Source organism: Agrobacterium sp. 20P9.1.2 (assembly GCF_057799395.1).
Window position 1 is genome coordinate 633,373 of record NZ_JBYOKI010000002.1, and the last position, 20,465, is coordinate 653,837.

Consider the following 20,465-nt stretch of genomic DNA (forward strand, 5'->3'; position numbering starts at 1 on the left):
GAACATGATACGTAAACTGCCTTTGGCGGCGATTGCCGCCTTGTCTATCAGCACATTGATTTCATCCACGGCGCTGGCGCAGGAAAAGACGCTGACGATTGCCGTGACGAATATGATGAACACGTTCGATCCGCATATGACGGCTTCGGTCGGCACGGATCTGAGCCTGCTCAGCCACATCTATCCGTCGCTGGTTCTCCGTGGTCCCGATCTGAAGATCGCGCCTTCGCTTGCCACGGAATGGAGCAATGTTGATGACCTGACCTGGCGCATCAAGCTACGTTCCGACGCCAGCTTCAACGACGGTGAGAAGATCGATGCGGAAGCAGTGAAGTGGAATTTCGACCGCGTCCGCGACCCGGCTGTCAATGCTCGCATCAAGGCATGGTTCACGCTGATCAGCGACGTCAAGGTCGTCAGTCCGACAGAAATCGAGATCAAAACCAGCTCGCCTTACCCGGCATTGATCGACCAACTGTCGATGTTCTTCCTGCTGCCGCCCAAATGGGCAGCCGAACACAAACCGGCGACAGAGACCACGTCGGGCGGACCTTATGTGATATCGTCGGTCAAGGCCGGTGACAGCATCACGCTCGAAGCCAATCCCAAATACTGGGGCGAAAAGCCAGCCTTCGACAAATACGTCATTCGTGTCATTCCAGATGCGGCAAGTCGTGTTGCAGCCCTTTTGGCCGGTGAAGTCGATTTCATCAATTCAATCCCGACCACCGAGATTGAGCGCATCAAGACCAGTGGTAACGCACAGGCAGGTGCTGTGCCGAGCACGCGCACCGTGTTCATCAAATTCAACACGCTGAAAGCCCCGCTTGATAACAAGCTGTTGCGCCAGGCGCTGAACTACGCCGTCGATAAGGAAGGCATCGTCAAGGCTATTTTCAACGATCAGGCGGAAGTCGCACATTGCCAGGTGACGTCGAAAAGCTATTTCGGCTTCAATCCAGACCTAAAGGCCTATCCGTATGACCCCGACAAGGCAGCTGAGCTGCTGGAAAAAGCAGGCGGGGCGCCAGCAGAGCCAATCGAATTGGAAGTCCCAACAGGCACATATTTGAACGGTGAAGAAGTTGTTCAGGCGGTTGCGAGCCAGTTGGAAGAGATTGGCGTGAAGACTAAAATCACCGAGATGCGGTTCAGCACCTATATGGACAAATATCTAAAGGCAAAGGACCTGGGCCGAATGAGCCTGCTGAGCCAGGCATGGCCGACCATTGATGCCGATGGCCTTCTGACGCTTTTTGCACCGGGTAACATGTACGCCTATTGGAACAACGCCGATTTTGGCAAAGCGCTGGCCGATGGCCGCTCGACCATGGACAAGACCAAGCGGCTGGAAGCCTATAAAAAGGCGACCGAAATCATGTGTGATGACGCGCCTGCGCTCTTCCTTTACACGCAACCGACCACCTACGGCCTGTCGAAAAAGATTACCTGGGCAGCCCGTGGCGACGATTGGGTTCGCGCCTTCGACATGAAGCCAGCGGCAAACTAACGGAACCGGCACTTCGCGCCCTGCTGTGCGAAGTGCCGCCTCACCGCCAAATTTTAGGCCTCTCTATTTTCCCGAGAATGCCATGCCGACTGTCGATTTTCCCGCCGACCGGACACTTGCCGATATCGCTGCGCGCGAATGGTCGTTCCGGCGTCAGCATGTGGTGCGCGAACTTGGCGCCTATGTGCCGCTGAGAAGCAGCCTTCCCAAAATGGACCCAGTAAGCCAAGCCGAAAAGCTGGCATTCTGGACGACGGTTCTCCGCGAACTTGATGAACTGGATGTCAGTACGCTGTCGCCAACCGGGCGCGAGGACCGGCTTGTGCTGCGCCAGCAGGTGGAGGCTCTGCGGCTTTCTCAAATATTTCGAGAATACGAGCGTCCATTCAACGCTTTCACCAGTTTTTGGGATGACACCACCGCCGCCATCCGCGAGGAGAGCTTCGACCACGAGCAAAAATATCGTGATGCCATCAGCATGATGCGCGAGATGCCACGGTATTTCGACGAGGCGATCGCCAATATGGAGACCGGGTTGGCGCGCGGGTTTAGCCAGCCAAAGATTGTTCTGCCAGCGGCTATTCGCACCATCCAAGCCGTCCTTGCGCAGAGCCCGGAGGAGACTGATTACTTTCGGCCTTATCACACGTTTCCGGAAGCAGTGCCGGTTAATGTGCGGCCTGAACTTTTGCAGGAGGCGAAGGCAGCGATAATAGAAGCCGTTCTGCCTGCCCATGCGCGGCTTCTCGCTTTCATGCGAGATGTTTACGCTCCGAGCGCAATCACGAGCATCGCCGCGATAGATTTCCCAGACGGGCCTGCTTATTATAATGCCAAAGTGAAGGAATTCACGACGCTCGAAATGCCCGCTGAAGACATTTATGAGCTCGGGCTTGCCGAAGTCGAAACTTGCAGCGCTTACATGCTTGCCGCTGTTCGCGACAGTGGTTTCGGGGGGACGCTTGAGGAATTCCTGACCTTCCTGAAATCTGAACCGCAATTTTATCCAACGTCAACGGAAGACCTACTGATGCGTGCCGCATGGATAACCAAAAAGGTTGAGGCCAAGCTCGGCTGCTTTTTTGGCCTATTGCCGCGCCGCCGCTTTGCCATTGAGCCGGTGCCGGAAAATATTGCACCAAATTACCCGATGGGCACCGGCGCGCCGGGCCTATACCTGCTCAACACGTTCAATCTGGCATCACGACCGCTCTATATCCTGCCTGTGCTAACGCTGCACGAGGCGGTGCCCGGTCATTGCTTCCAAATGTCGCTTGCTGCCGAAAACGAGGCACGACCACCTTTCCGGGCGCAGACGTATGGCATTGCTTATGGCAATGCCTGGGCGCTGTATTGCGAAAAGCGGCTAGGCGTGGAAATGGGCATCTACGAGACGCCCTATGACATCTTTGGCATGTGGAGCCTGCTGACCCTCAGGGCCGTGCGCATGGTCGTGGATGTCAGTGTTCATGCCAAGGGCTGGAGCTACGACCGCGCTCGCGACTATATGAGCGAAAAGACTGGCTTGCCGCTGTTGATCGTCGAAGCCGAACTCCAGCGCTACATCAGCTGGCCTGGTCAAGCACTGGGCTATTATCTCGGCATGATGGCCATTGAGCGCGCACGCGAAAAGGCGGAGAGAAAGCTCGGGCCGGCTTTCGATATCCGCGCTTTCCATGACCGCATTCTGGCGCTTGGCCCGGTTCCGATGACAGTGGTCGAAGACAGCATCGACCAGATGATAACCGAGCAGCTTGATGAGCAAGCAAAGCGCGTATGAAACTGCAAAGAGGAGATATTCTATGCCGACCGTGACCCTCAATGACGCCACTTTCGTCTATGACGAGGCCGGTGACCCGGACGCCGAAACAATCATCGCCCTGCATGGTGGCCGGGGCATTGGCGATCGCAAAGGCGAGTTCAACGCCTATAAGGTGCTTTCAGACAACTACAGGGTCATCGCCTATGACCAGCGCGGCTGCGGCGAAACCAGCCTGACGCCGCCCTACACGTTCGAGCAACTGGCAGACGATGTCGAGGCATTCCGCGTCAATCTCTGCGGAGGCAGGAAGATCATTCTCGAAGGCGGCTCGTTCGGCGGCATGATCGCGCTGACCTACGCGGTCAAATATGGCCACAATCTCTCGCGCCTCATTCTGCGCGGTACGGCAGCAAGTTATCATCACGAGGACGATGCGATGGTTGTCTTCAAGGAACGCATCTACAAGGCGCCGAGCGCATCGCTGGACATGCTCGACAAGATGTTCTCCGACCGGGTCATCGACGATACCGAGCTGCGGCTGATCTGGCTGGCGCTGCAGCCCCTCTATTACGAAAACTTCGATCCCGACGCGGCACTTGAGCGCACCCGCACCATGCATCTACACGCAGAGACGCATAACGCCTTGTTCAAGGAGCGGCTCTACGATTTGCGTGACCGTTTGAAGGATATTTCAGTACCGACGCTTGTCATCTGCGGCGCCGAAGACTGGATTTGCCCACCCAACCATTCTCGCCTGATTGCCGAGAGCGTTCAAAACGGCGAGTTCTTCGAAGTTCCGGGCGCCAATCACGCCGTCCATGCGGAAGCGCCCGATAAGGTCATTGCTGCCATTCGTAGTTTCTTAGACAGAACTAAAACTGACGGATAAGAATTGCCTTTGTCGAATTGCACGAGATGGTTACGACCGGGACTGACAAGCGGCGCCTCCTTTGCCGGAATGACCGCAAATGATCCCGCTTTGTCCGCCGTTTCCATTATCTAGCCGAGAGCGGCCACAGCAACATGTGCACCGTGCCGGATTTAGGAGATCGAAGCCTTGGTTCGCCAACTCAATAATGCTGGATCTACCACCGTAGACATCACTACCCCGGCACAGCCATCAGGGCAGTGATCTCACCGCAAACATAGCCAAGTCCTTTTAGCGTGAAATCCTCACCGCTTATTCGGTCTGATCTGCTGGCGCAACTCTACCAGCCGGTCGAGCGCGGCGAGTGTCTTGTCTCTGTTTCTGGCGGCGAGGCCAAGGGTCAATACTTCCACGCAGACCAGTGAAGCGCCGTGCATGGCGACCTTTTCAGTCTTCGCACGCGGTAAAACGATTGCTGCTGCAGCATGTGCGGCGAGCGCCGTCTCTTGTTTTCCAACGATGGCGACGATCGGTATCGAGAGACGCTCCGCCTCCGAAATCGCCGTCATGACCTCGCGGTGCGGGCGACCTTGAGCAAGGATCAACAGGACATCGCCAGTCTCCATCTCGAGAAGCTGTTCAGCCAGCATGATGCCTGTTCGGTTCAGCGAATAGGAAGGAAAGCCCGATCTGACGAAGTTGCGCGACGCGTAAGTTCCAATGATACCCGAGGCGCCAATTCCGAATACGCCGATCTTTCTGGCATCCGATAACAAGCTCACCGCGAGTGCAACTGCGCCCCTGTTTTCCTCCGAAGACAAGGCTGCCATGGCGTGCCCCATATCGGCCACCACGAAGTCGATTGCAGAATTGGTGTCATCCAGCAGTTCGTTGGTGGTCGCCGCCATTTTCTCGGACGGTGAATCCGTTTCTCCGAGGTGGCTTTCCAGCGTGTCTTTAAGGTCTACAAGGCCTTCGAAACCGAGTGCCTGTATCGCCCTGATGACGGTGGCGTCCGACGTTCCAATCTCGCGGCCAATTTCCAGCGCGGATTGCGCCAGCACCGCATGTCGATGCTTGTCGATATATTTGGCCACTGCCAGAAGCCCGGGCGATAGAGCGTCTCTCTTCTTCTTCAATCGCTCTCCGAAGCGATCTATATGGCGTTTCTTCTGAACGGAATGACCTATCGATACCATGCTTGTGACTTTAAAAGGGTCGGTTCAGGCACACTGCCTGACGCACCGCAGTTTTTAAAGTCGAAAGCTCTACCTCATTCCTGGCCGTGGTGCGATTGCAGATTTTACGACGGCTGTCATCAGAGCCATGGCAGCATAACTGTTTGAAATCGCTTCTTCTCTGGAAACCATGATGTAGCGCCCCTGAATACAGGCTTTCAGGAAACTGCAAAAATCCGGCACGACCTTCTCCATCGCGTCGATTTCCTGTTTTGACGTGCCACCAGTATCCGAGCGGTACGGGTCGAATATGAAGTCTGCATCGACATCTGGAAGACGCTCGCCGCTGACCTCAATGCGTCCGCCTTCAGGGATATCATCGATGATCTTGGGAAATTTGAAGCCTGCATCCCGCAGAACCTGACCCAGCGCCCGGTAGGTGTGATAGATATTGATCTTTCCGTTGAGCGGCTGGATGACGGACACGGAGATGTTTCCGGTGTCGATGGCAGTTTTGAGCTCCTCAATTCCCGCCCGATACCTCTGGTCGAGAATGGCGAGCCTGTTTTCGGTCCCCGTTAATTCGGCCAGTTTTCGATAGGCATGCGCTGTTCCAAATCTGGTCGGGTCGATCACCACGGTTGGCGCGATTTTTTCCAGCGTCGCGATGGGCGTGGGTCGGCCAGCAGCCGTTATGATCAGGTCCGGCTTCTGTTCGGCCAGCGCCTCGAGGTCTAGGTCCACTGCACCAAGAAAAGCCATGCCAGAATTGCCGAAATCGACGCCGGTCAGGATCGCGCTAGAGCGCAGATAAGGTTTGCCGTCGAGACCGACCCTGCCATGGCTGGCAATGGGCGTGATGCCGAGTTCGATCAGCGGAATGGTGACGTCGATATCGTGGAGCGATGCGATGCGATGCGGCAAGCTCGGAATGATAACCGTGTGCCCCGTATCGTCCTGAAACGTTCGCCTATCCTGCGCTGATACAACACTTGGAACAACGAGAAGCAAAAGCATAAAAACAAGCATGCGCAGCATGGAAAACCTTTCACAATTGATCGCGACGGCGCCAGAGGAGCAGGAGTAAAACCGGAACACCGACGAGTGCGAGGACGATGCCAGCAGGAATTTGCAGGGGCGCGAAGGCGGTGCGGCCAATGGTGTCGGCGAGAACAACGAGCGATGCACCGATCAGCATGCTTGCCGTCAACAGTGCAGTCTGGCCACCGCCAATTGTCATTCTTGCCGCGTGCGGAGCGATAAGCCCGACGAAGCCAATACTTCCAACGCAGGAAACGGCAGTTGCGGTCATCAGAACCGGGGCCGAAAGGCTTATGATTGCAAGTGCCTTGGCGCGAACACCCAGCCCTATGCTTGCGCTGTCTCCAAGTGTGGCCACGTCCGCTGCGCGTGCTGTGGCAAACAGCAGTGTGGCCCCGACGCATAGGCCCGCAAGCGCAATCGGGAGCATGTCCGGCGTGACTGTTGCCAGGCTTCCCGCCATCCATGTCAGGGCGATCTGAATGCGGTCGATATCCGACACCGTCAGTAACAGCGAGATGGCGGCGGACAAAGCCCAAGAAAATCCGATACCGATCAAGACGAAGCGCAGACGGGAAAACGATCCCGCCAGGATCGCGACTGCGGCAGCAACCGCAAACCCACCCGCCATGCCGATGAAGGGTCGCAACACCAGAGGTGTCTGCGGAGACGCGATGATGACGGTGACAATAGCAAGGGCTGCGCCCTCTTTCACACCCAGCAGACCCGGATCGGCCAGCCCGTTTCGCGTCAGGGATTGCAACGCCGCACCCGCAAGCCCCAGCATGGCTCCGCAACTCAGTGCCATAACGGTACGAGGCAGCCGCAGATCACCGATGATGGATAAATCCCCCGGCGTTGCGGAGCCGTTGATGAATGCCACGAGGTCGCCAATCCCGGCGCGCCCGCTTCCTGAAACAAGCGCCACAAGAACGAGAAGCACAAGGACTGTCAGAAACACCGTGGTCACAGCCAACCTTTTCGGATGCAGCTTCACGCTCAATGCTTGGAATTGAACAAGGCGATAGCCGCCGCCCAGCTTTTTCACACTCATCGCAGCACCCGCGTAACGACTGCGATGAAGACAGGAGCGCCGATGAAGGCCGTCAGCACCCCCGTTGCCAGATCCTGAGGTGCGGCAATGGTTCTGGCGGCGATATCGGCAGCGATCATCAGGTTGGCGCCGAGCAATGCCGATAGCGGGACGGAAACCATGTGTCGCCCACCAGTCATGCGATGGGCGACACCGCCAACGATGAGGCCGACGAAGCCGATGGGACCGGACAGCGAGACGGATGAGCCGCAAAAGAGCGCGGTGGCTATCAGCCCGATCAGTCTGGTTTGGCGCACCGGCACGCCAAGGCTTGTCGCGGCCTTGTCTCCCAACGCCATAATATCCAATCGCAAGGTAATCCAGGCCGTAGCTATTGCGGCAACAGTTACGATGGGGAGAACGGTCTGAATATCGGAGAGGGAAATTCCAGAGAGATCGCCTGCCAGCCAGAACCGCATTTGTTCGAGCGTTTCCTGATCGAGAATGAGAATAGCCGATACGCAGGCCGAGGCCAGGGCCGATAGCGCTATGCCGCAGAATGTGACCTTGGTCATCGTCAGCCCGCTACGTCCTGCGGATGACAGAAACAGAACGAGCGCAAAAAGAACGCCGCTGCCAGCCGCAGCAATCAGCGGGCGGCTGGCCGGAAACATCATCATGCTTGCAGGCAAAGCCGTGCTTGCCACCAAGGCAAGGCTTGCTCCCGCATTCAGTCCAAGAATATGCGGTTCAGCAATTGGGTTTCGCAGGATCGATTGAAGCAGGCGGCCTGCGATGCCCAGCGATGCACCGCACAAAATAGCGGCCAGAAGGCGCGGCAGACGGAGCTTGAGAAGGATTTGTTGCTCGAAACTTGTATGGTCTTGGGCCGTCAACGCGTCGATGATCAGCTGCGGTGATACGGGTCTTGCACCGACGCTCAGATGCATGAAGCCAAGAGCCAGCAGCACAACAAGGCCGCAGGGGAGCCAGAGACCGTAAGGCGCGGTTTTTGAACTCCGTATGTTATAGGCCTCCGTCACAACACGGATGCTCCGGAATGCGGATCGGGCAGGAAGACAGGCTTGCCGGTCGTCGGATGCCTGACAGCGATGACCTTCGTCTCGAAGACGCTTTCTATATGGTCGACGCGGCATTGATCGACGGTTTCGGCAACATGATGAATTGCACCGCCCTTGAGGAAAACGATGCGATCCGCATATTGAAGGGCGGCATTCAAATCATGCAGAACGGCAACGACGGTTCGATTGGCCTTGCGGCTAAGGCTTGACAGAAGCTCCATGACCTCGACCTGATACCGCAGGTCGAGAAACGTCGTCGGCTCATCGAACAGGATCGTCGCCGTATCCTGCGCCATAGCAAGCGCGATAAAGCAACGCTGGCGCTGCCCGCCGGACAAACTGTCCACTGGCCGTGCTGAGAGCTCGCTGATGCCGGTTATATGCAAGGCTTGGGTGACGGCCTCTTCATCCCCTTCATCCCAGGATTTGAGAATACCGCGATGCGGATAACGGCCACGCGACACCAGATCATAGACGCTGAGACCTTCAGGCACGATGGGGGCCTGAGGAAGCAAGGCAAGCTTGCGCGCTACCTCTTTTGTGGGTAGCCGGTTCACATCCTGTCCGTCAATAAGGACCGTTCCGCCTGATGGTTTAAGAATGCGCGCCAGTACGGCCAGCAACGTTGATTTGCCCGATCCGTTTGGGCCTGCAAGAGCGGTGAACTTTCCCTTGGGAATGATAACAGAGACATCGGCAAGAACATTCAGGCGTCCATAACCTGCCGTCACCCGCTGGGTATCCAGCGCATTGTCAGTGTTATCGGATTGCATCAATTCAGCCGTTTTCTTTCCTCAAGCATGCGCTTGATCTGTAATTTATGAATGTAGTAGTCAACAATTATCCTGTTCGAATTTTCTTTTCCAGACACGTTCCAAAGCCATGTAAGCGGATTTTTGGCCGCCAAACTCTCCTTTAAAGACTGAGAATCGAGCCTCCCGAAAGCTTTGCTACACAGAACAAAGTTGACTACTACATTCATGAAATACAGAAGGCCAGCATTCTGATGACAAGACGAGCGTTGGTGGGGACTGATGACGATGAGATTTCATGGACTTGATCGATCGACGGCTTTGGCCGTGATTGCCATTGCCGGAGCAATGGTTGCCTTGCCCGTGCAGGCGCAAGAACGTGCTGAAATCAAAAAGACGTCGCGCCAGTCGGAGACCGTCAAACCCGACACGTCAGAACCCACAACCGTACTCGCGCCTATCGTCGTCACCGGTGCCGGTGCGACGCAGGGTTATCAGCCGAAATCGACCAGCACGGCAACACGAACGGACACGCCACTCATCGACATTCCGCAGGCGGTCAATGTCGTCAGCGAACAGGTCCTCGAAGACCAGAATGCAAGCAACCTAGATGAAGCGCTGAGCAACATCAGCGGCGTGACCCAGACGAATACGCTGGGTGGCACTCAGGATTCTGTTATCCGCCGTGGCTTTGGCGACAATCGCGACGGGTCGATCCTGACGAACGGGCTGAAGACCGCGCTGCCGCGCTCGTTCAACGCAATGACTGACCGGGTGGAGGTTCTCAAAGGCCCCTCCTCCACGCTCTATGGCATTCTTGATCCAGGCGGCATGGTCAACGTGGTTACAAAGAAACCGCAAGACACGTTTGGTGGCGAAATCTACGGCAGTCTTTCCAGTTTTGGCGGCGGCACGACGGGGCTGGATTTTACCGGCCCGATTGAGGGCACCGACTTTTCCTATCGTCTGATCGGGGAATATAAGGACATCGATTATTGGCGCAACTTCGGCGAAACCAAGAACTGGCTGATTTCTCCATCGCTGACATGGACCGGCGAAGACACGGAAATTACGGCCACCTACATGCACGAGGATTACAGCGTGCCGTTTGATCGCGGCACAATCTTCGATGTCACGACAGGCCGTCCAGTCAATGTGGACCGGAAAATTCGCTTCGATGAGCCCTATAACATCACCGACGGGAAATCGGATCTGTTTCAGGTCGAGATCGATCACGAATTGTCGGAAAACTGGAAGCTGGGCATCGATTACAGCTACAGCCGGAATGTTTACTCGGACAATCAGGCGCGTGTCACCGAATATATCGCCGCCACTGGCGATTTGCGACGCAGGTCAGACGCGACAGACTATTCCACAATCTACAACCACGCGCTTCGAGCAGACCTAACTGGCGACGTCGAGATCGGCGGAATGCAGCACGATATATTGATCGGAGCATCCTATGATTACAGCGACACGCTTCGCACGAATATGATCCGGTGCAATCCGTCGATAAATTTCAACATCTACAACCCTGTCTACGGCAACCTGCCTGAATGCACGACTGTTTCCACCAACGAAAGTGATCAGACCGAGAAACTGTCTACTGCGTCATTGTATGTACAGGACTCGGTTCACCTTAGTGATCAGTGGATCGTGGTCGGTGGACTGCGTTATCAATATTACGATTTGTTGGCTGGCAGAGGCCGGCCCTTAAAAAACAATACTGATAGCTTCGGCGATGCTATCGTTCCCAACGCGGGTATTGTTTACAAGCTAGCGCCTGATGTTTCGCTTTACGCGAATGCTGCCAAGACGTTCCGCCCCCAATCTTCCATTGCGAGCCTGTATGGCAACTTGAAGCCGGAAGAAGGCGTATCCTACGAAGTCGGTTCGAAATTTGAGCTCCCATCTGGACTGACCGCCAACCTCGCGCTCTACACATCCGACAAGGAGAATGTCGCCTATAACGACGGAACCGTTGTCAAAACCGCAGGGTTGGTCAGAGCACGAGGCGTGGAAGTGGATGTCGCCGGGTCGTTGACGGACAATCTGGATTTCATCGCAAGTTACGCTTTTACCGATGCGAAGGTTTTGGAAGGTGAAAATGCTGGCAAACGCCCCGTGAACGTAGCGCGCCATACAGGGTCACTTTACCTTGCCTATGATGTGGGAGAAGTCAGCTCGTCTGGCAATACTCTGAAAATTGGTGGCGGCATCAGAGCGGTCGGCGATCGGGCCGGTATCAACAGTAACTCCTATTTCTTACCCGGCTATGCAGTTGTCGATGCCTTTGCTGCCTATACGTTCGAGCTTGAACGCCCAATCACCGTTCAACTCAACCTCAAGAATATTTTTGATCGCACCTATTACACGTCCTCAATTGGCGGGACCGCCTTCGGGAACCAGATCGGTGAGCCCTTCAACGCAACGCTGACAGCGCGCGTAAAATTCTGATGCAGTTAAGTCGAGACGTCGGCGGACTAGACTAGACGTTATGACGATAGCCTCAGCCCAATCGATCATCGATGAAATTCGTCATATCGATTGGGCGCCTTCGATCAAGCCTCTCCATGAAGCTCTGGTTTTCTGGGCACGCTGAAGTGTCCGGTTATAATCGAACGGAAAGTTACCAATAGTTCTACGGCTATGCCTGTGGCCATCGGACAAGGGCGTCGCGACCAGCATCGGTCAGGCCATAGACGCCTCTGTCCAGACGCTCGAACCAGCCATAAACATTCGACAACAGGATCTTACCTGCTTCAGGAACGCTCGCCCTAATATCGCGTACACGCAGCGGTCCGTTCAAAAGAGCCGCAGCGCAGCCCAGTGCCTGTTGGCGATAGGCGGTCATGACAGGCACACGCGTGCTGCCGCCAAGAACAGGATCGCCGCGTCTTTTCCGGTGTTCTCGCACAAGCCTTGATCGCCGCTTCGGATTGGTCCTCGGCATTGGCGTGACGGAGGCGACGATAACGCTGACATCTCCACGGTCGGAAATGCCGAGCATCCCTATGCCGAGCCGACGACAGAGATCGCGATAGCGCTTGTCGGCCTCCCGCCCCCTGCCCTTGGCGGATATTTTTGCGGCAATCCAGACCTCGTCCGCGATTGCAGCCCTATCGACGGCCTGAAGAATGACCTCCAGATTGAAGCTCATTTTCAACTCGCAGATCACGACGACAGGCGGCTCGTCGCCGCTGATCCCCACAAGATCGCAACCGCCAATCTCACCCTTCACCGAATAGCCCGCGGACTCCAGAAAGGCTTTTACAGGAAGGTATAGGGAAGTTTCCATATAACGCGCTGATCCACAACCGAGTGAAGAAACCGTGGATAGTCCTGTTCATCGAAGATGATCAATATTGCTGAATACCCGACATCGACAAAAGGCTTAGGACCCTGAGAATTTCACCGTCACGCCGCGTTGCCGGAAATAAGCCTGCATTAGCTTCCTGCCGGAACGATTGTTCTGAACCAGCCTCGTCGGGTCGAACACGGCCTCTTTTAAACCTGCCTGCATCAACGCAGCCTTAAGCGTTGCGATATGAGCGTCGATATCGGCATTATCCGCCTGAAGCGATTCATAGATGCGGTTGGTTGCATCTGCTACGGTAAGTTCGCTCACAAAATTCTCCTGCTGTTGTTTGGCTGGCGCTTACCACATTTTTTGTCTTTACCCCATGACTGGGCAACATTTTCTGAAAATGAGTTGCAACGTCCCTCCAAGACCTGAACGGGGACATGTCGCCTGAGCGTTCCCGGTCGCATGGTTCTGCCTCATTCCATTATCGGTTGCAGCCATCTGTGGCGTAATGGTATTTGGATATTTACATCGCGGCCTTCGCGTCGCGGCAAGACGGAATTAACGGAGCAAGTCTTTGAACGACAGCGGCCAAGAGCAGATTTATCTTCACACGATGCTGACGCAACAGCGGCAAGCTTTTGAGCAAGAGCCGTCTCCGTCTCTGGCGGTACGACGTGACAGGCTCGACCGGATCGGCCGATTACTGAAGGAACATCGCAACGAATTGTGTGAAGTGGTTTCCAGAGACTTTGGACACCGCTCCTCGCACGAAACGACGATGTTGGAAATCGTGCCGATGATGGGCTCACTGCGTCACACCCGTTCCCATCTGCGCAGCTGGATGCGGCCGGAACGGCGCGGTCGCTCGATTGAATTCTTGCAAATGTCCAACTGGGTGCAGCACCAGCCACTCGGTGTCGTCGGCATCATGGCGCCCTGGAACTATCCGCTGCTGCTCGCGCTCGGCCCACTCATCGATATTCTGGCCGCTGGAAACCGGGCGATGATCAAACCATCGGAGCTTGTTCCGGAAACATCGGCATTGATGGCAAAACTCGTTGCCGAGTATTTCAAGCCGGAAGAGGTGACCGTTGTCGAAGGTGGGGTGGAGGTAGCGGCTGCATTTTCCGCCCTGCCATTCGACCATCTTCTGTTTACCGGCTCCACCAATATCGCAAAGAAAGTCATGGCGGCAGCGGCGGCCAATCTGACGCCGCTCACGCTGGAACTCGGAGGAAAATCGCCGACAATCATTGCGCCGGACTATCCAGTCGCCAGCGCCACGCAGGATATCGTTTTCGGCAAGCTGATGAATGCAGGACAGACCTGCATCGCCCCCGACTACGTCCTTGTCAAAAAAGAAAAACTCGACTCCTTTGTCGATGCGTTTTTTGAACAGGTCCAACGCTTCTACCCGAGCGCTACGGGATCAGCACATTTTACCAGCCTTGTCGGCGCAAGGGCTCATGAACGCCTCCTCAAGGGGCTGAATGAGTGCCGGGAGCGCGGCGTCGATATCCGCACGGTTGACATACCGCTGCCAAAATCAGGCCTTGGCCTCCAGCCAACCCTGCTGATCAATCCTCCGGCGGATTGCCTGTTGATGGAGGAAGAGATTTTCGGACCGGTTCTTCCTGTCATTCCCTACGAAACGCTGGACGATGCCATCGCTTTCGTCCGCTCGCGCCCCCGCCCGCTGGCGCTTTACATTTTCACGCACGAGTCCGAGACACAGCAAAAGGTTCTCGAAAAAACGATCTCCGGCAATGTGACCATTAATGGGACACTGTTGCACATCGCACAAAACGACCTGCCCTTCGGCGGTGTCGGCCCCAGCGGCCTTGGCGCTTATCACGGCTATGAAGGCTTCAAGCGATTTTCCCATGCAAGGGGTATCGCCAAAGTCAGGCTGTTCAACCCCGCCCGCCTGGCCACTCCGCCCTATGGGCGCTTCACGGCACTTCTTGCGCGGTTTATGGGACGATAGGCGGCGCAAAGAAAAAGGGCGGTCAAGCCGCCCCTGTTTCAGCATATCCAGAAAAATCACTTATGCCGGAACCGATGCCAATGCGCGGGCGACGGCCTTGCGGATATCCGGCAGGGCGAAGGGCTTCGGCACCACATCGATGATTTTTTCCATCAGATCGTCGGCGCGCTCGCGCTGCTCGGCATAGCCCGTCATCAGCAGAATTTTGAGGCTTGGAAATTGCGATGCGGCGCGGTGCGCCAGCTCGATGCCATCCATAACCGGCATACGGATATCGGACAGGAGAAGGTCGAACTTGTGTTCGCTCAACTTCTCAAATCCCTGCTCGCCATCGGCGGCTTCATAGGTTTCGTGCCCATCCAGACGTAACGCACGCGCTACAAAGGTGCGCAACGCATCTTCGTCTTCAGTAATCAGAATCTTCGCCATTTTCCATCGCTCCTGGTATTCATTCCAGCGAGCAACAAACTCGGTCATTTCCCTTTGCAAGAGGTAAATGGCCGAGGCTATCCGGGTGGCATGGTTAACAATCCATGGCTGTAACCACCCGGCGTCGTCTCAGATTGAGACGGGCGTTCTACTCCGCGTCACCCGTAACGACGCCGACGAAAGGCAGTTCGCGGAAGGCGTAAGCCACGTCCATTCCATAGCCGACGACGAAGTAATCCGGGCATTCAAAGCCGACATAATCCGCTTCGAGCTGTTCCTTGCGCTTCACTTTCTTGTCCAGGAGAACAGCAATCGAAACGCTGCGCGCGCCGCGTTCGTAGAGCAGTTCCTTTGCGAAAAGCAGCGTGCGACCGGATTCGAGAATGTCGTCGATCAACAGAACGTCGCGGTCCTTCACATCGCTGTCGATATCTTTCACGATTCTCACACCTTGAGACACCGTGCCGGTGCCATAGCTGGAGAGCGTGATGAATTCGACTTCCGGAGCCAGACCGCTGTCATGTAGGGCGCGAATGAGATCGGCTGCGAAGATGAAGGAGCCCTTCAGAACCGCAATGACCAGCAAGTCATTCGTCGGACCGCTTGCAATACGCTTTGCAAGATCGCGATTACGCTCGGCAATCTGTTCGGCAGTATAAAGCGGCTCGATATTTTTTCCACGAACGACGGGCATGTCTTCTCCTGCGCTTATCCGGCGCCAGCATCAAAGAATACGGGCATCAGGGACGGAACGAAGGGCGTCCGGTAGCACAGTCAGCGCTCGGAAACACCCGTTTGCGCGAAAGAAAGCTTGATTTCCGGCGTTTTTCCACCGGGATGGCGCAATTTTGCTGAGAAGCCATGGCTCAGACCCGGCTCGATCTCCGTCACTGGCGGCTCAATCAGCATGCTTGCCACCTTCTCACCCTTGGCCGCGAACAAATCCGCGCGGATGGCCGGTATGGTCTCGACCTCAGCGCCATTGTTTTCAACGATACCGTTGATGACAAGCACTTCCATGCCGCCCGCGTCCTGCGGCGTGACGGTGATGTGGCTGATGCCCAGCGGGGAAACCGGCGCCGCGGTGGCGGATTTTTCCTGCATCATCACGGTAAAGCCGCCCGACAGAAAGAACACGCCGACAACGGCGGCTGCCACGATGGCCGAATAACCATCGACGGAAAGGCCCGACAGCTTTCTGTCCAGCCAGTCGATGAAAGACCGCAGCGCGCTCAAGGCCGAAACGGGTTTCGACTCGTTCTGTTGATAAGCTTTGTGGCGATTGTCGTTTCCGTAGTCACGAAACGGCGTTTCCTTTATCGTGACAAACTCGGCATCTACGATGTCATCACCGTTGCGCGTTCGCCATGTCTGGCGAAGCGGCGTTTCCGGCATCAAAAGGTCCAAATCGAGTGCCGCGTGCCGGCGAGATGAACGGAACATACCCATGAAGTTCCCTCGGTCAGGTTTTCGGCCCGATAAAAACTGGGCATTGAATGAAATCCTGCCTAGTCGTAAATTTAATTGGTTAATGCTTTGCAAAGATCGTTCGATGAGCCGCCCGCAGGGCCGCGTTGCGTGTAAAAGGCTCCAACGATGACGCAAATCACGCGCCACGAAAGCAAAAGACTGGAAGTTCGTTGATCCATTTCGAAAATGTCGGGTTGCGGTACGGCATGGGCCCGGAAATCCTGCGGGATATGACCTTCGATATCCCCAAGGGCTCGTTCCAGTTTCTGACCGGCCCTTCAGGCGCTGGCAAAACCACGCTTCTGCGCCTGTTGTTGATGTCGCTGCAGCCGACGCGTGGTCATATCCGCATGTTCAGCCGGGACGTGTCGCGCATTCCGCGCAGCGAATTGCCGCTGTTGCGTCGTCGCGTCGGCATCGTGTTCCAGGATTTCCGCCTTCTCGACCATCTCACCACCTATGAGAATGTCGCGTTGCCGCTGCGTGTGCGCGGCAAGGAGGAAAGCGCTTATCGCAATGATGTGATCGAGCTGTTGAAATGGGTTGGCCTTGGCGAGCGCATCAATGTTCTTCCGCCGATCCTGTCCGGCGGGGAAAAGCAGCGTGCCGCCATTGCCCGCGCGCTGATGGACCAGCCCGAAATTCTTCTGGCCGACGAGCCGACGGGTAACGTCGATCCGCCCATGGCAAAACGGCTGCTGAACCTGTTTCTGGAATTGAACCGGCTGGGCACGGCTGTCGTCATCGCTACCCATGATTTCGGACTGATGGATCAGATCGATGCGCGGCGCATGATCCTGACGGAAGGACGGCTTGACGTTTATGAATGAGATAAGCCGCAAACCGCTTAAAGCCGAACAGAAGCCAGCTCCCAAGCTGCCGCAGATGCGCATCCGGCCCATGGCACCCATTCTGCCGCCATCCAATATTCAGGGTAACGCGCTGATCGTGGTTATCGCCATCATGGCGTTTCTGGCCTGTCTGACGCTGGGCGCGGTCAGCATGGTACGCGCCACCGCCGCCACATGGCAGAGCCAGATTTCGCGTGAAATCACCATTCAGATCAAGCCGGAGGAAGGGCTGGATATGAATGCGGCGCTGAACAAGGCGCGTAATCTGGCGCTGAGCTTCGTCGGCACGCGTGAAGGCACGATCATGGATGATGCGGCCACCGCGCGCCTGCTGGAACCCTGGCTCGGCACCGGCCTTGACCTGTCGGAACTGCCTGTACCCCGCCTCGTCATCATCACAATCGATGAAAGCAATCCGCCAGACTTCGAGGCGATGCGCGCCATACTGAAGACCGAAATTCCACAAGCGTTTCTGGATGATCACCGCACATGGGTGGATCGCCTAGTCTCCATGGCACACACCACGGTCATGATCGGCCTTGGCGTGCTGATCCTCGTTTTCAGCGCCATGGTCTTGACGGTGGTCTTTGCCACACGCGGTGCACTTTCAGGCAACCGACACATCGTTGAGGTTCTGCATTTCGTCGGTGCGGAAAGCAGCTTTGTCGCCCGCGAATTTCAAAAGCATTTCCTAAAGATCAGTCTCAAGGGTTCGGGCGCCGGAAGTGCCTTGGCGGCTTTGGTTTTTCTCGCCGCCGGCTTCTGGCAGTCCCGTACGCTGGCGACGCCGCAGAGCGATCAGGCCAGCGCTCTGTTCGGCTCGTTTTCTGTCGGAGTGGATGGTTATCTCGGGATTTTCGCGACCATGATGATCATCGCTTTGTTGACCACCATCACCGCCCGCGTCACCGTCATCCGCACGATTGATGACATCGACCGCGTGCGTTCCGATCCGTCGAAAAGTGAGGGCGTTTGAAGTTGAATAAGCGCGCCGCAGAGCCGTCACAACCGCCTGTTCCTTGCCTTAATCCAAGCTTATGGATAACTCATGGCAATGACTCGCACAGACCCTGATGACCAGTCGACACAGACGCCGCGAAACCGCTGGTTCTCGCGACGTGGGCGTTTGCGCCGGTTCGTGCGGGCCGCCATCCTGATTTTCGTAGTCATCGTGGGGGCTATTTTCGGCGGCTTTTTGTGGTTCGCTGATTCGGTTGCTTCGATGCGCCCGCCATCTTCAACCAAGGCCGATGGCATTATCGTCCTGACCGGTGGCTATCTCAGGATTGATCAGGCCGTTGGTCTATTGCGCGATGGTGTTGGCAAACGTCTTTTGATTTCCGGCGTCAATCCATCCACCACCCGCGCACAAATTCGAAAAATGACGCAGAGTTCGTCCGATCTTTTCGCCTGCTGCGTGGACATGGGCTATCAGGCGGTCGATACAATTGGCAACGCGAGTGAAGCGGCGCAGTGGATCAAGGATCGGGGTTACGCAACGGTCGTTGTCGTCACCAACAATTACCACATGCACCGCAGCCTGCATGAATTGCGCAGTTCCAGCCCGGACACGAACTTCATTGCCTATCCGGTTATCAATTCTGATCTGGCCCGCACCAACTGGTTTTCCAACCCGGATGTGGTGCGCACAATGATCTCCGAATATATCAAATTCGTTGCCGCTGCCGCCCGCGATCTGACCGGACTTGGCAAGGGCAACGGCCTGCGCAACGGCTCATCCGCGACGTGACCGCTGCCAGTACATTGGCCTTGCTGAAACACCCTGTTTTCGTGTAGGCGTTCAGCCCTGCGCACGACATCGGAGATTGCTTCCTTTCGTTGACACGGATGCGCCTGGAGAAGCTTTTTTCATGCTCAGACTGCGTTCCATTCTCTTCAACACGCTGTTCTATCTCAACCTCATCCTGCGGATGATCGTGCTGACGCCGATCTATTTCCTTGTGCCGCGCAAGATGGCGTTTGAGATACCGAAGGCGTGGGCGCGCTCCAATCACTGGCTGATGAAAGTCATCGTCGGCACCACCTTCGAGATCGAAGGTCTGGAAAACATACCTGAATCCGGCTGCATCTTTGCGCCGAAACACCAGTCCTTCTGGGATACCTATGCGCTGCTGCCGAACCTCAAGGACCCCGTCTACATTTTGAAGCGGGAGCTGATGTGGATACCGCTTTTTGGCTGGTATGTGGCCAAGCAGCGGATGATCCCGGTCAACCGCGCCGCGCGCGGCAAAGTCATGCTCAAGGTCATGGAGCGCGCCAAGGGAGAAATGGCCAAGGGGCGCGAACTCATCATCTATCCGGAAGGCACGCGCCGCCCACCCGGTGCCGAACCGGAATATCGCTATGGCATCGCCCGGCTCTACCGCGACCTGAAAGTCCCCGTCGTGCCTGTCGCCATGCATCCCGGCCTGTTCTGGCCGCGGCGCTCGACAATGCGCTACCCTGGTCACTTCAAGGTCCGCATCCTGCCCGCCATCCAGCCCGGTCTCGACCCGGATGTCTTCTTCAAGCAGCTGATCGAAGTGACGGAGAAGGCAAGCGACGAGCTTTTGCTGGAGACCGCACGCAATAACCCGGATCTCCCCATGCCGCCAACCGCCGTCAAACGGCTGGCAGAACTTCAGGGCACGGCGGCAGACTGAGCCTTCACATTGGAGACGACACGCTCCAGAAGCGCATCCCGGATACCCATGTCTTTCAGGTGTTCAACGGTGTTGAACACGTAATCGACATTGGGGCCGGAGCGGCCGGACGCATGGCGCACGATGGTTGCGGCATCCTCCAGCGCCAGATCACCGATATATTGCGGGTGCTTGCAGTCTGCCACATAGGTCAGCGCCATCTGCCGCCTGCCGTCTGAAAGGCCGACGGACAAAACCCGTTCCTTATAGACATTGCTGACAAGCTCGCGCTCGCGCAGATAATCGACAACGGGTTCACGGTCCGCGCTCGATACGCGAAATGCAACGCCAAGGCAGGAGCCACCGCGTTCCAGTCCCAGAACCAATCCCGGATTTTCATCCGTTCCGCGATACACATTCGAGCGTATGCACAGCGAACGCCGGTATCCATATAAGCGCGCCTGCTGGCGCTCCTCAAACGGGAAGCCGGGGTTCCACATCAACGAACCGTAGCCAAAGACCCAAAAATCGTCCATATCGCAAGCCAAACCAA

The 20,465-nt window shown here is 56.2% G+C and carries 20 protein-coding genes; 9 read left to right on the plus strand and 11 right to left on the minus strand.

Annotated features, from left to right (window positions below; all coding sequences use genetic code 11):
• Positions 1 to 4: 4 nt before the first annotated feature.
• The 3 genes from AC27VJ_RS08755 (at position 5) to AC27VJ_RS08765 (ending at position 4,161) form a co-directional block, all read left to right on the plus strand.
• Complete coding sequence (locus AC27VJ_RS08755; protein ID WP_488683686.1) at positions 5 to 1,510, plus strand: ABC transporter substrate-binding protein; 1,506 nt, start codon at positions 5 to 7, stop codon at positions 1,508 to 1,510.
• A gap of 82 nt (positions 1,511 to 1,592) precedes the next feature.
• The gene (locus AC27VJ_RS08760; protein WP_488683687.1) at positions 1,593 to 3,290 is read left to right on the plus strand and encodes a DUF885 domain-containing protein; all 1,698 of its coding nucleotides are present in this window, start codon (positions 1,593 to 1,595) and stop codon (positions 3,288 to 3,290) included.
• A 22-nt stretch (positions 3,291 to 3,312) separates the two neighbouring features.
• Positions 3,313 to 4,161, plus strand: coding sequence for an alpha/beta fold hydrolase (locus tag AC27VJ_RS08765; protein WP_488683688.1), 849 nt, complete (start codon positions 3,313 to 3,315; stop codon positions 4,159 to 4,161).
• A gap of 284 nt (positions 4,162 to 4,445) precedes the next feature.
• Here the strand turns inward: AC27VJ_RS08765 and AC27VJ_RS08770 are convergent, their stop codons facing one another.
• From AC27VJ_RS08770 to AC27VJ_RS08790, 5 genes are all read right to left on the minus strand, one after another.
• Positions 4,446 to 5,279, minus strand: coding sequence for a MurR/RpiR family transcriptional regulator (locus AC27VJ_RS08770; protein WP_488683689.1), 834 nt, complete (start codon positions 5,277 to 5,279; stop codon positions 4,446 to 4,448).
• A gap of 129 nt (positions 5,280 to 5,408) precedes the next feature.
• Entirely contained in the window at positions 5,409 to 6,335 is a 927-nt protein-coding gene (locus tag AC27VJ_RS08775) for an ABC transporter substrate-binding protein (RefSeq protein ID WP_488683690.1), read from the minus strand.
• 31 nt (positions 6,336 to 6,366) lie between these two features.
• Positions 6,367 to 7,413 (minus strand): FecCD family ABC transporter permease, encoded by a 1,047-nt coding sequence (locus AC27VJ_RS08780; protein WP_488683691.1) that lies wholly within the window; start codon positions 7,411 to 7,413, stop codon positions 6,367 to 6,369.
• Complete coding sequence (locus tag AC27VJ_RS08785; RefSeq protein WP_488683692.1) at positions 7,410 to 8,435, minus strand: FecCD family ABC transporter permease; 1,026 nt, start codon at positions 8,433 to 8,435, stop codon at positions 7,410 to 7,412. The genes AC27VJ_RS08780 and AC27VJ_RS08785 overlap by 4 nt, the downstream gene beginning before the upstream one ends.
• Positions 8,432 to 9,247, minus strand: a complete 816-nt coding sequence (locus tag AC27VJ_RS08790; RefSeq protein WP_488683693.1) for an ABC transporter ATP-binding protein — start codon at positions 9,245 to 9,247, stop codon at positions 8,432 to 8,434. The genes AC27VJ_RS08785 and AC27VJ_RS08790 overlap by 4 nt, the downstream gene beginning before the upstream one ends.
• Positions 9,248 to 9,508: 261 nt before the next feature.
• Between AC27VJ_RS08790 and AC27VJ_RS08795 the strand changes: the two genes are divergently transcribed.
• Positions 9,509 to 11,683 (plus strand): TonB-dependent siderophore receptor, encoded by a 2,175-nt coding sequence (locus tag AC27VJ_RS08795; protein WP_488683694.1) that lies wholly within the window; start codon positions 9,509 to 9,511, stop codon positions 11,681 to 11,683.
• A gap of 190 nt (positions 11,684 to 11,873) precedes the next feature.
• On the opposite strand, the gene AC27VJ_RS08800 is transcribed toward AC27VJ_RS08795, so the two are convergent.
• Both AC27VJ_RS08800 and AC27VJ_RS08805 read right to left on the minus strand, forming a co-directional pair.
• Positions 11,874 to 12,524, minus strand: a complete 651-nt coding sequence (locus AC27VJ_RS08800; protein ID WP_488683695.1) for a DUF2161 domain-containing phosphodiesterase — start codon at positions 12,522 to 12,524, stop codon at positions 11,874 to 11,876.
• A 96-nt stretch (positions 12,525 to 12,620) separates the two neighbouring features.
• Positions 12,621 to 12,854 (minus strand): hypothetical protein, encoded by a 234-nt coding sequence (locus AC27VJ_RS08805; RefSeq protein WP_488683696.1) that lies wholly within the window; start codon positions 12,852 to 12,854, stop codon positions 12,621 to 12,623.
• Between the two features lie 253 nt (positions 12,855 to 13,107).
• Here AC27VJ_RS08805 and AC27VJ_RS08810 point away from each other — a divergent pair, with 253 nt between their 5' ends.
• Complete coding sequence (locus tag AC27VJ_RS08810; protein ID WP_488683697.1) at positions 13,108 to 14,520, plus strand: coniferyl aldehyde dehydrogenase; 1,413 nt, start codon at positions 13,108 to 13,110, stop codon at positions 14,518 to 14,520.
• Between the two features lie 60 nt (positions 14,521 to 14,580).
• Here AC27VJ_RS08810 and AC27VJ_RS08815 read toward each other — a convergent pair whose 3' ends face one another.
• The 3 genes from AC27VJ_RS08815 to AC27VJ_RS08825 all read right to left on the minus strand — a co-directional run bounded on the left by AC27VJ_RS08815 (position 14,581) and on the right by AC27VJ_RS08825 (position 16,392).
• Positions 14,581 to 14,949, minus strand: a complete 369-nt coding sequence (locus AC27VJ_RS08815; RefSeq protein WP_113086831.1) for a response regulator — start codon at positions 14,947 to 14,949, stop codon at positions 14,581 to 14,583.
• 148 nt (positions 14,950 to 15,097) lie between these two features.
• On the minus strand, positions 15,098 to 15,643 hold the full coding sequence (gene hpt, locus AC27VJ_RS08820) for a hypoxanthine phosphoribosyltransferase (protein WP_488683698.1): 546 nt from the start codon (positions 15,641 to 15,643) through the stop codon (positions 15,098 to 15,100).
• A gap of 80 nt (positions 15,644 to 15,723) precedes the next feature.
• Complete coding sequence (locus AC27VJ_RS08825) at positions 15,724 to 16,392, minus strand: hypothetical protein (RefSeq protein ID WP_488683699.1); 669 nt, start codon at positions 16,390 to 16,392, stop codon at positions 15,724 to 15,726.
• 197 nt (positions 16,393 to 16,589) lie between these two features.
• Between AC27VJ_RS08825 and ftsE the strand changes: the two genes are divergently transcribed.
• From ftsE to AC27VJ_RS08845, 4 genes are all read left to right on the plus strand, one after another.
• Positions 16,590 to 17,249 carry a cell division ATP-binding protein FtsE gene (gene ftsE, locus AC27VJ_RS08830; RefSeq protein ID WP_113086702.1) on the plus strand — a complete coding sequence of 220 codons (660 nt, stop codon included), beginning with the start codon at positions 16,590 to 16,592 and terminating at the stop codon, positions 17,247 to 17,249.
• Positions 17,242 to 18,246, plus strand: coding sequence for a cell division protein FtsX (locus AC27VJ_RS08835; protein WP_488683811.1), 1,005 nt, complete (start codon positions 17,242 to 17,244; stop codon positions 18,244 to 18,246). The genes ftsE and AC27VJ_RS08835 overlap by 8 nt, the downstream gene beginning before the upstream one ends.
• Positions 18,247 to 18,318: 72 nt before the next feature.
• On the plus strand, positions 18,319 to 19,020 hold the full coding sequence (locus tag AC27VJ_RS08840; protein ID WP_488683700.1) for a YdcF family protein: 702 nt from the start codon (positions 18,319 to 18,321) through the stop codon (positions 19,018 to 19,020).
• A gap of 121 nt (positions 19,021 to 19,141) precedes the next feature.
• The gene (locus AC27VJ_RS08845) at positions 19,142 to 19,933 is read left to right on the plus strand and encodes a lysophospholipid acyltransferase family protein (protein WP_488683701.1); all 792 of its coding nucleotides are present in this window, start codon (positions 19,142 to 19,144) and stop codon (positions 19,931 to 19,933) included.
• Here AC27VJ_RS08845 and AC27VJ_RS08850 read toward each other — a convergent pair.
• On the minus strand, positions 19,912 to 20,448 hold the full coding sequence (locus tag AC27VJ_RS08850; RefSeq protein ID WP_488683702.1) for a gamma-glutamylcyclotransferase: 537 nt from the start codon (positions 20,446 to 20,448) through the stop codon (positions 19,912 to 19,914). The two genes, AC27VJ_RS08845 and AC27VJ_RS08850, sit on opposite strands and share 22 nt — an antisense overlap.
• Positions 20,449 to 20,465: the final 17 nt, after the last annotated feature.

Excerpts from the sequence above, each read along its gene's own strand:
- AC27VJ_RS08840 (WP_488683700.1), top strand. The coding sequence starts at position 18,319 with ATGGCAATGACTCGCACAGACCCTGATGACCAGTCGACACAGACGCCG.
- AC27VJ_RS08800 (WP_488683695.1), bottom strand. The coding sequence starts at position 12,524 with ATGGAAACTTCCCTATACCTTCCTGTAAAAGCCTTTCTGGAGTCCGCG.
- AC27VJ_RS08780 (WP_488683691.1), bottom strand. The coding sequence starts at position 7,413 with ATGAGTGTGAAAAAGCTGGGCGGCGGCTATCGCCTTGTTCAATTCCAA.
- AC27VJ_RS08835 (WP_488683811.1), top strand. The coding sequence starts at position 17,242 with ATGAATGAGATAAGCCGCAAACCGCTTAAAGCCGAACAGAAGCCAGCT.
- AC27VJ_RS08765 (WP_488683688.1), top strand. The coding sequence starts at position 3,313 with ATGCCGACCGTGACCCTCAATGACGCCACTTTCGTCTATGACGAGGCC.
- AC27VJ_RS08790 (WP_488683693.1), bottom strand. The coding sequence starts at position 9,247 with ATGCAATCCGATAACACTGACAATGCGCTGGATACCCAGCGGGTGACG.
- AC27VJ_RS08850 (WP_488683702.1), bottom strand. The coding sequence starts at position 20,448 with ATGGACGATTTTTGGGTCTTTGGCTACGGTTCGTTGATGTGGAACCCC.
- AC27VJ_RS08775 (WP_488683690.1), bottom strand. The coding sequence starts at position 6,335 with ATGCTTTTGCTTCTCGTTGTTCCAAGTGTTGTATCAGCGCAGGATAGG.
- AC27VJ_RS08795 (WP_488683694.1), top strand. The coding sequence starts at position 9,509 with ATGACGATGAGATTTCATGGACTTGATCGATCGACGGCTTTGGCCGTG.
- AC27VJ_RS08825 (WP_488683699.1), bottom strand. The coding sequence starts at position 16,392 with ATGTTCCGTTCATCTCGCCGGCACGCGGCACTCGATTTGGACCTTTTG.
- AC27VJ_RS08815 (WP_113086831.1), bottom strand. The coding sequence starts at position 14,949 with ATGGCGAAGATTCTGATTACTGAAGACGAAGATGCGTTGCGCACCTTT.
- AC27VJ_RS08845 (WP_488683701.1), top strand. The coding sequence starts at position 19,142 with ATGCTCAGACTGCGTTCCATTCTCTTCAACACGCTGTTCTATCTCAAC.
- AC27VJ_RS08760 (WP_488683687.1), top strand. The coding sequence starts at position 1,593 with ATGCCGACTGTCGATTTTCCCGCCGACCGGACACTTGCCGATATCGCT.
- hpt (WP_488683698.1), bottom strand. The coding sequence starts at position 15,643 with ATGCCCGTCGTTCGTGGAAAAAATATCGAGCCGCTTTATACTGCCGAA.
- AC27VJ_RS08755 (WP_488683686.1), top strand. The coding sequence starts at position 5 with ATGATACGTAAACTGCCTTTGGCGGCGATTGCCGCCTTGTCTATCAGC.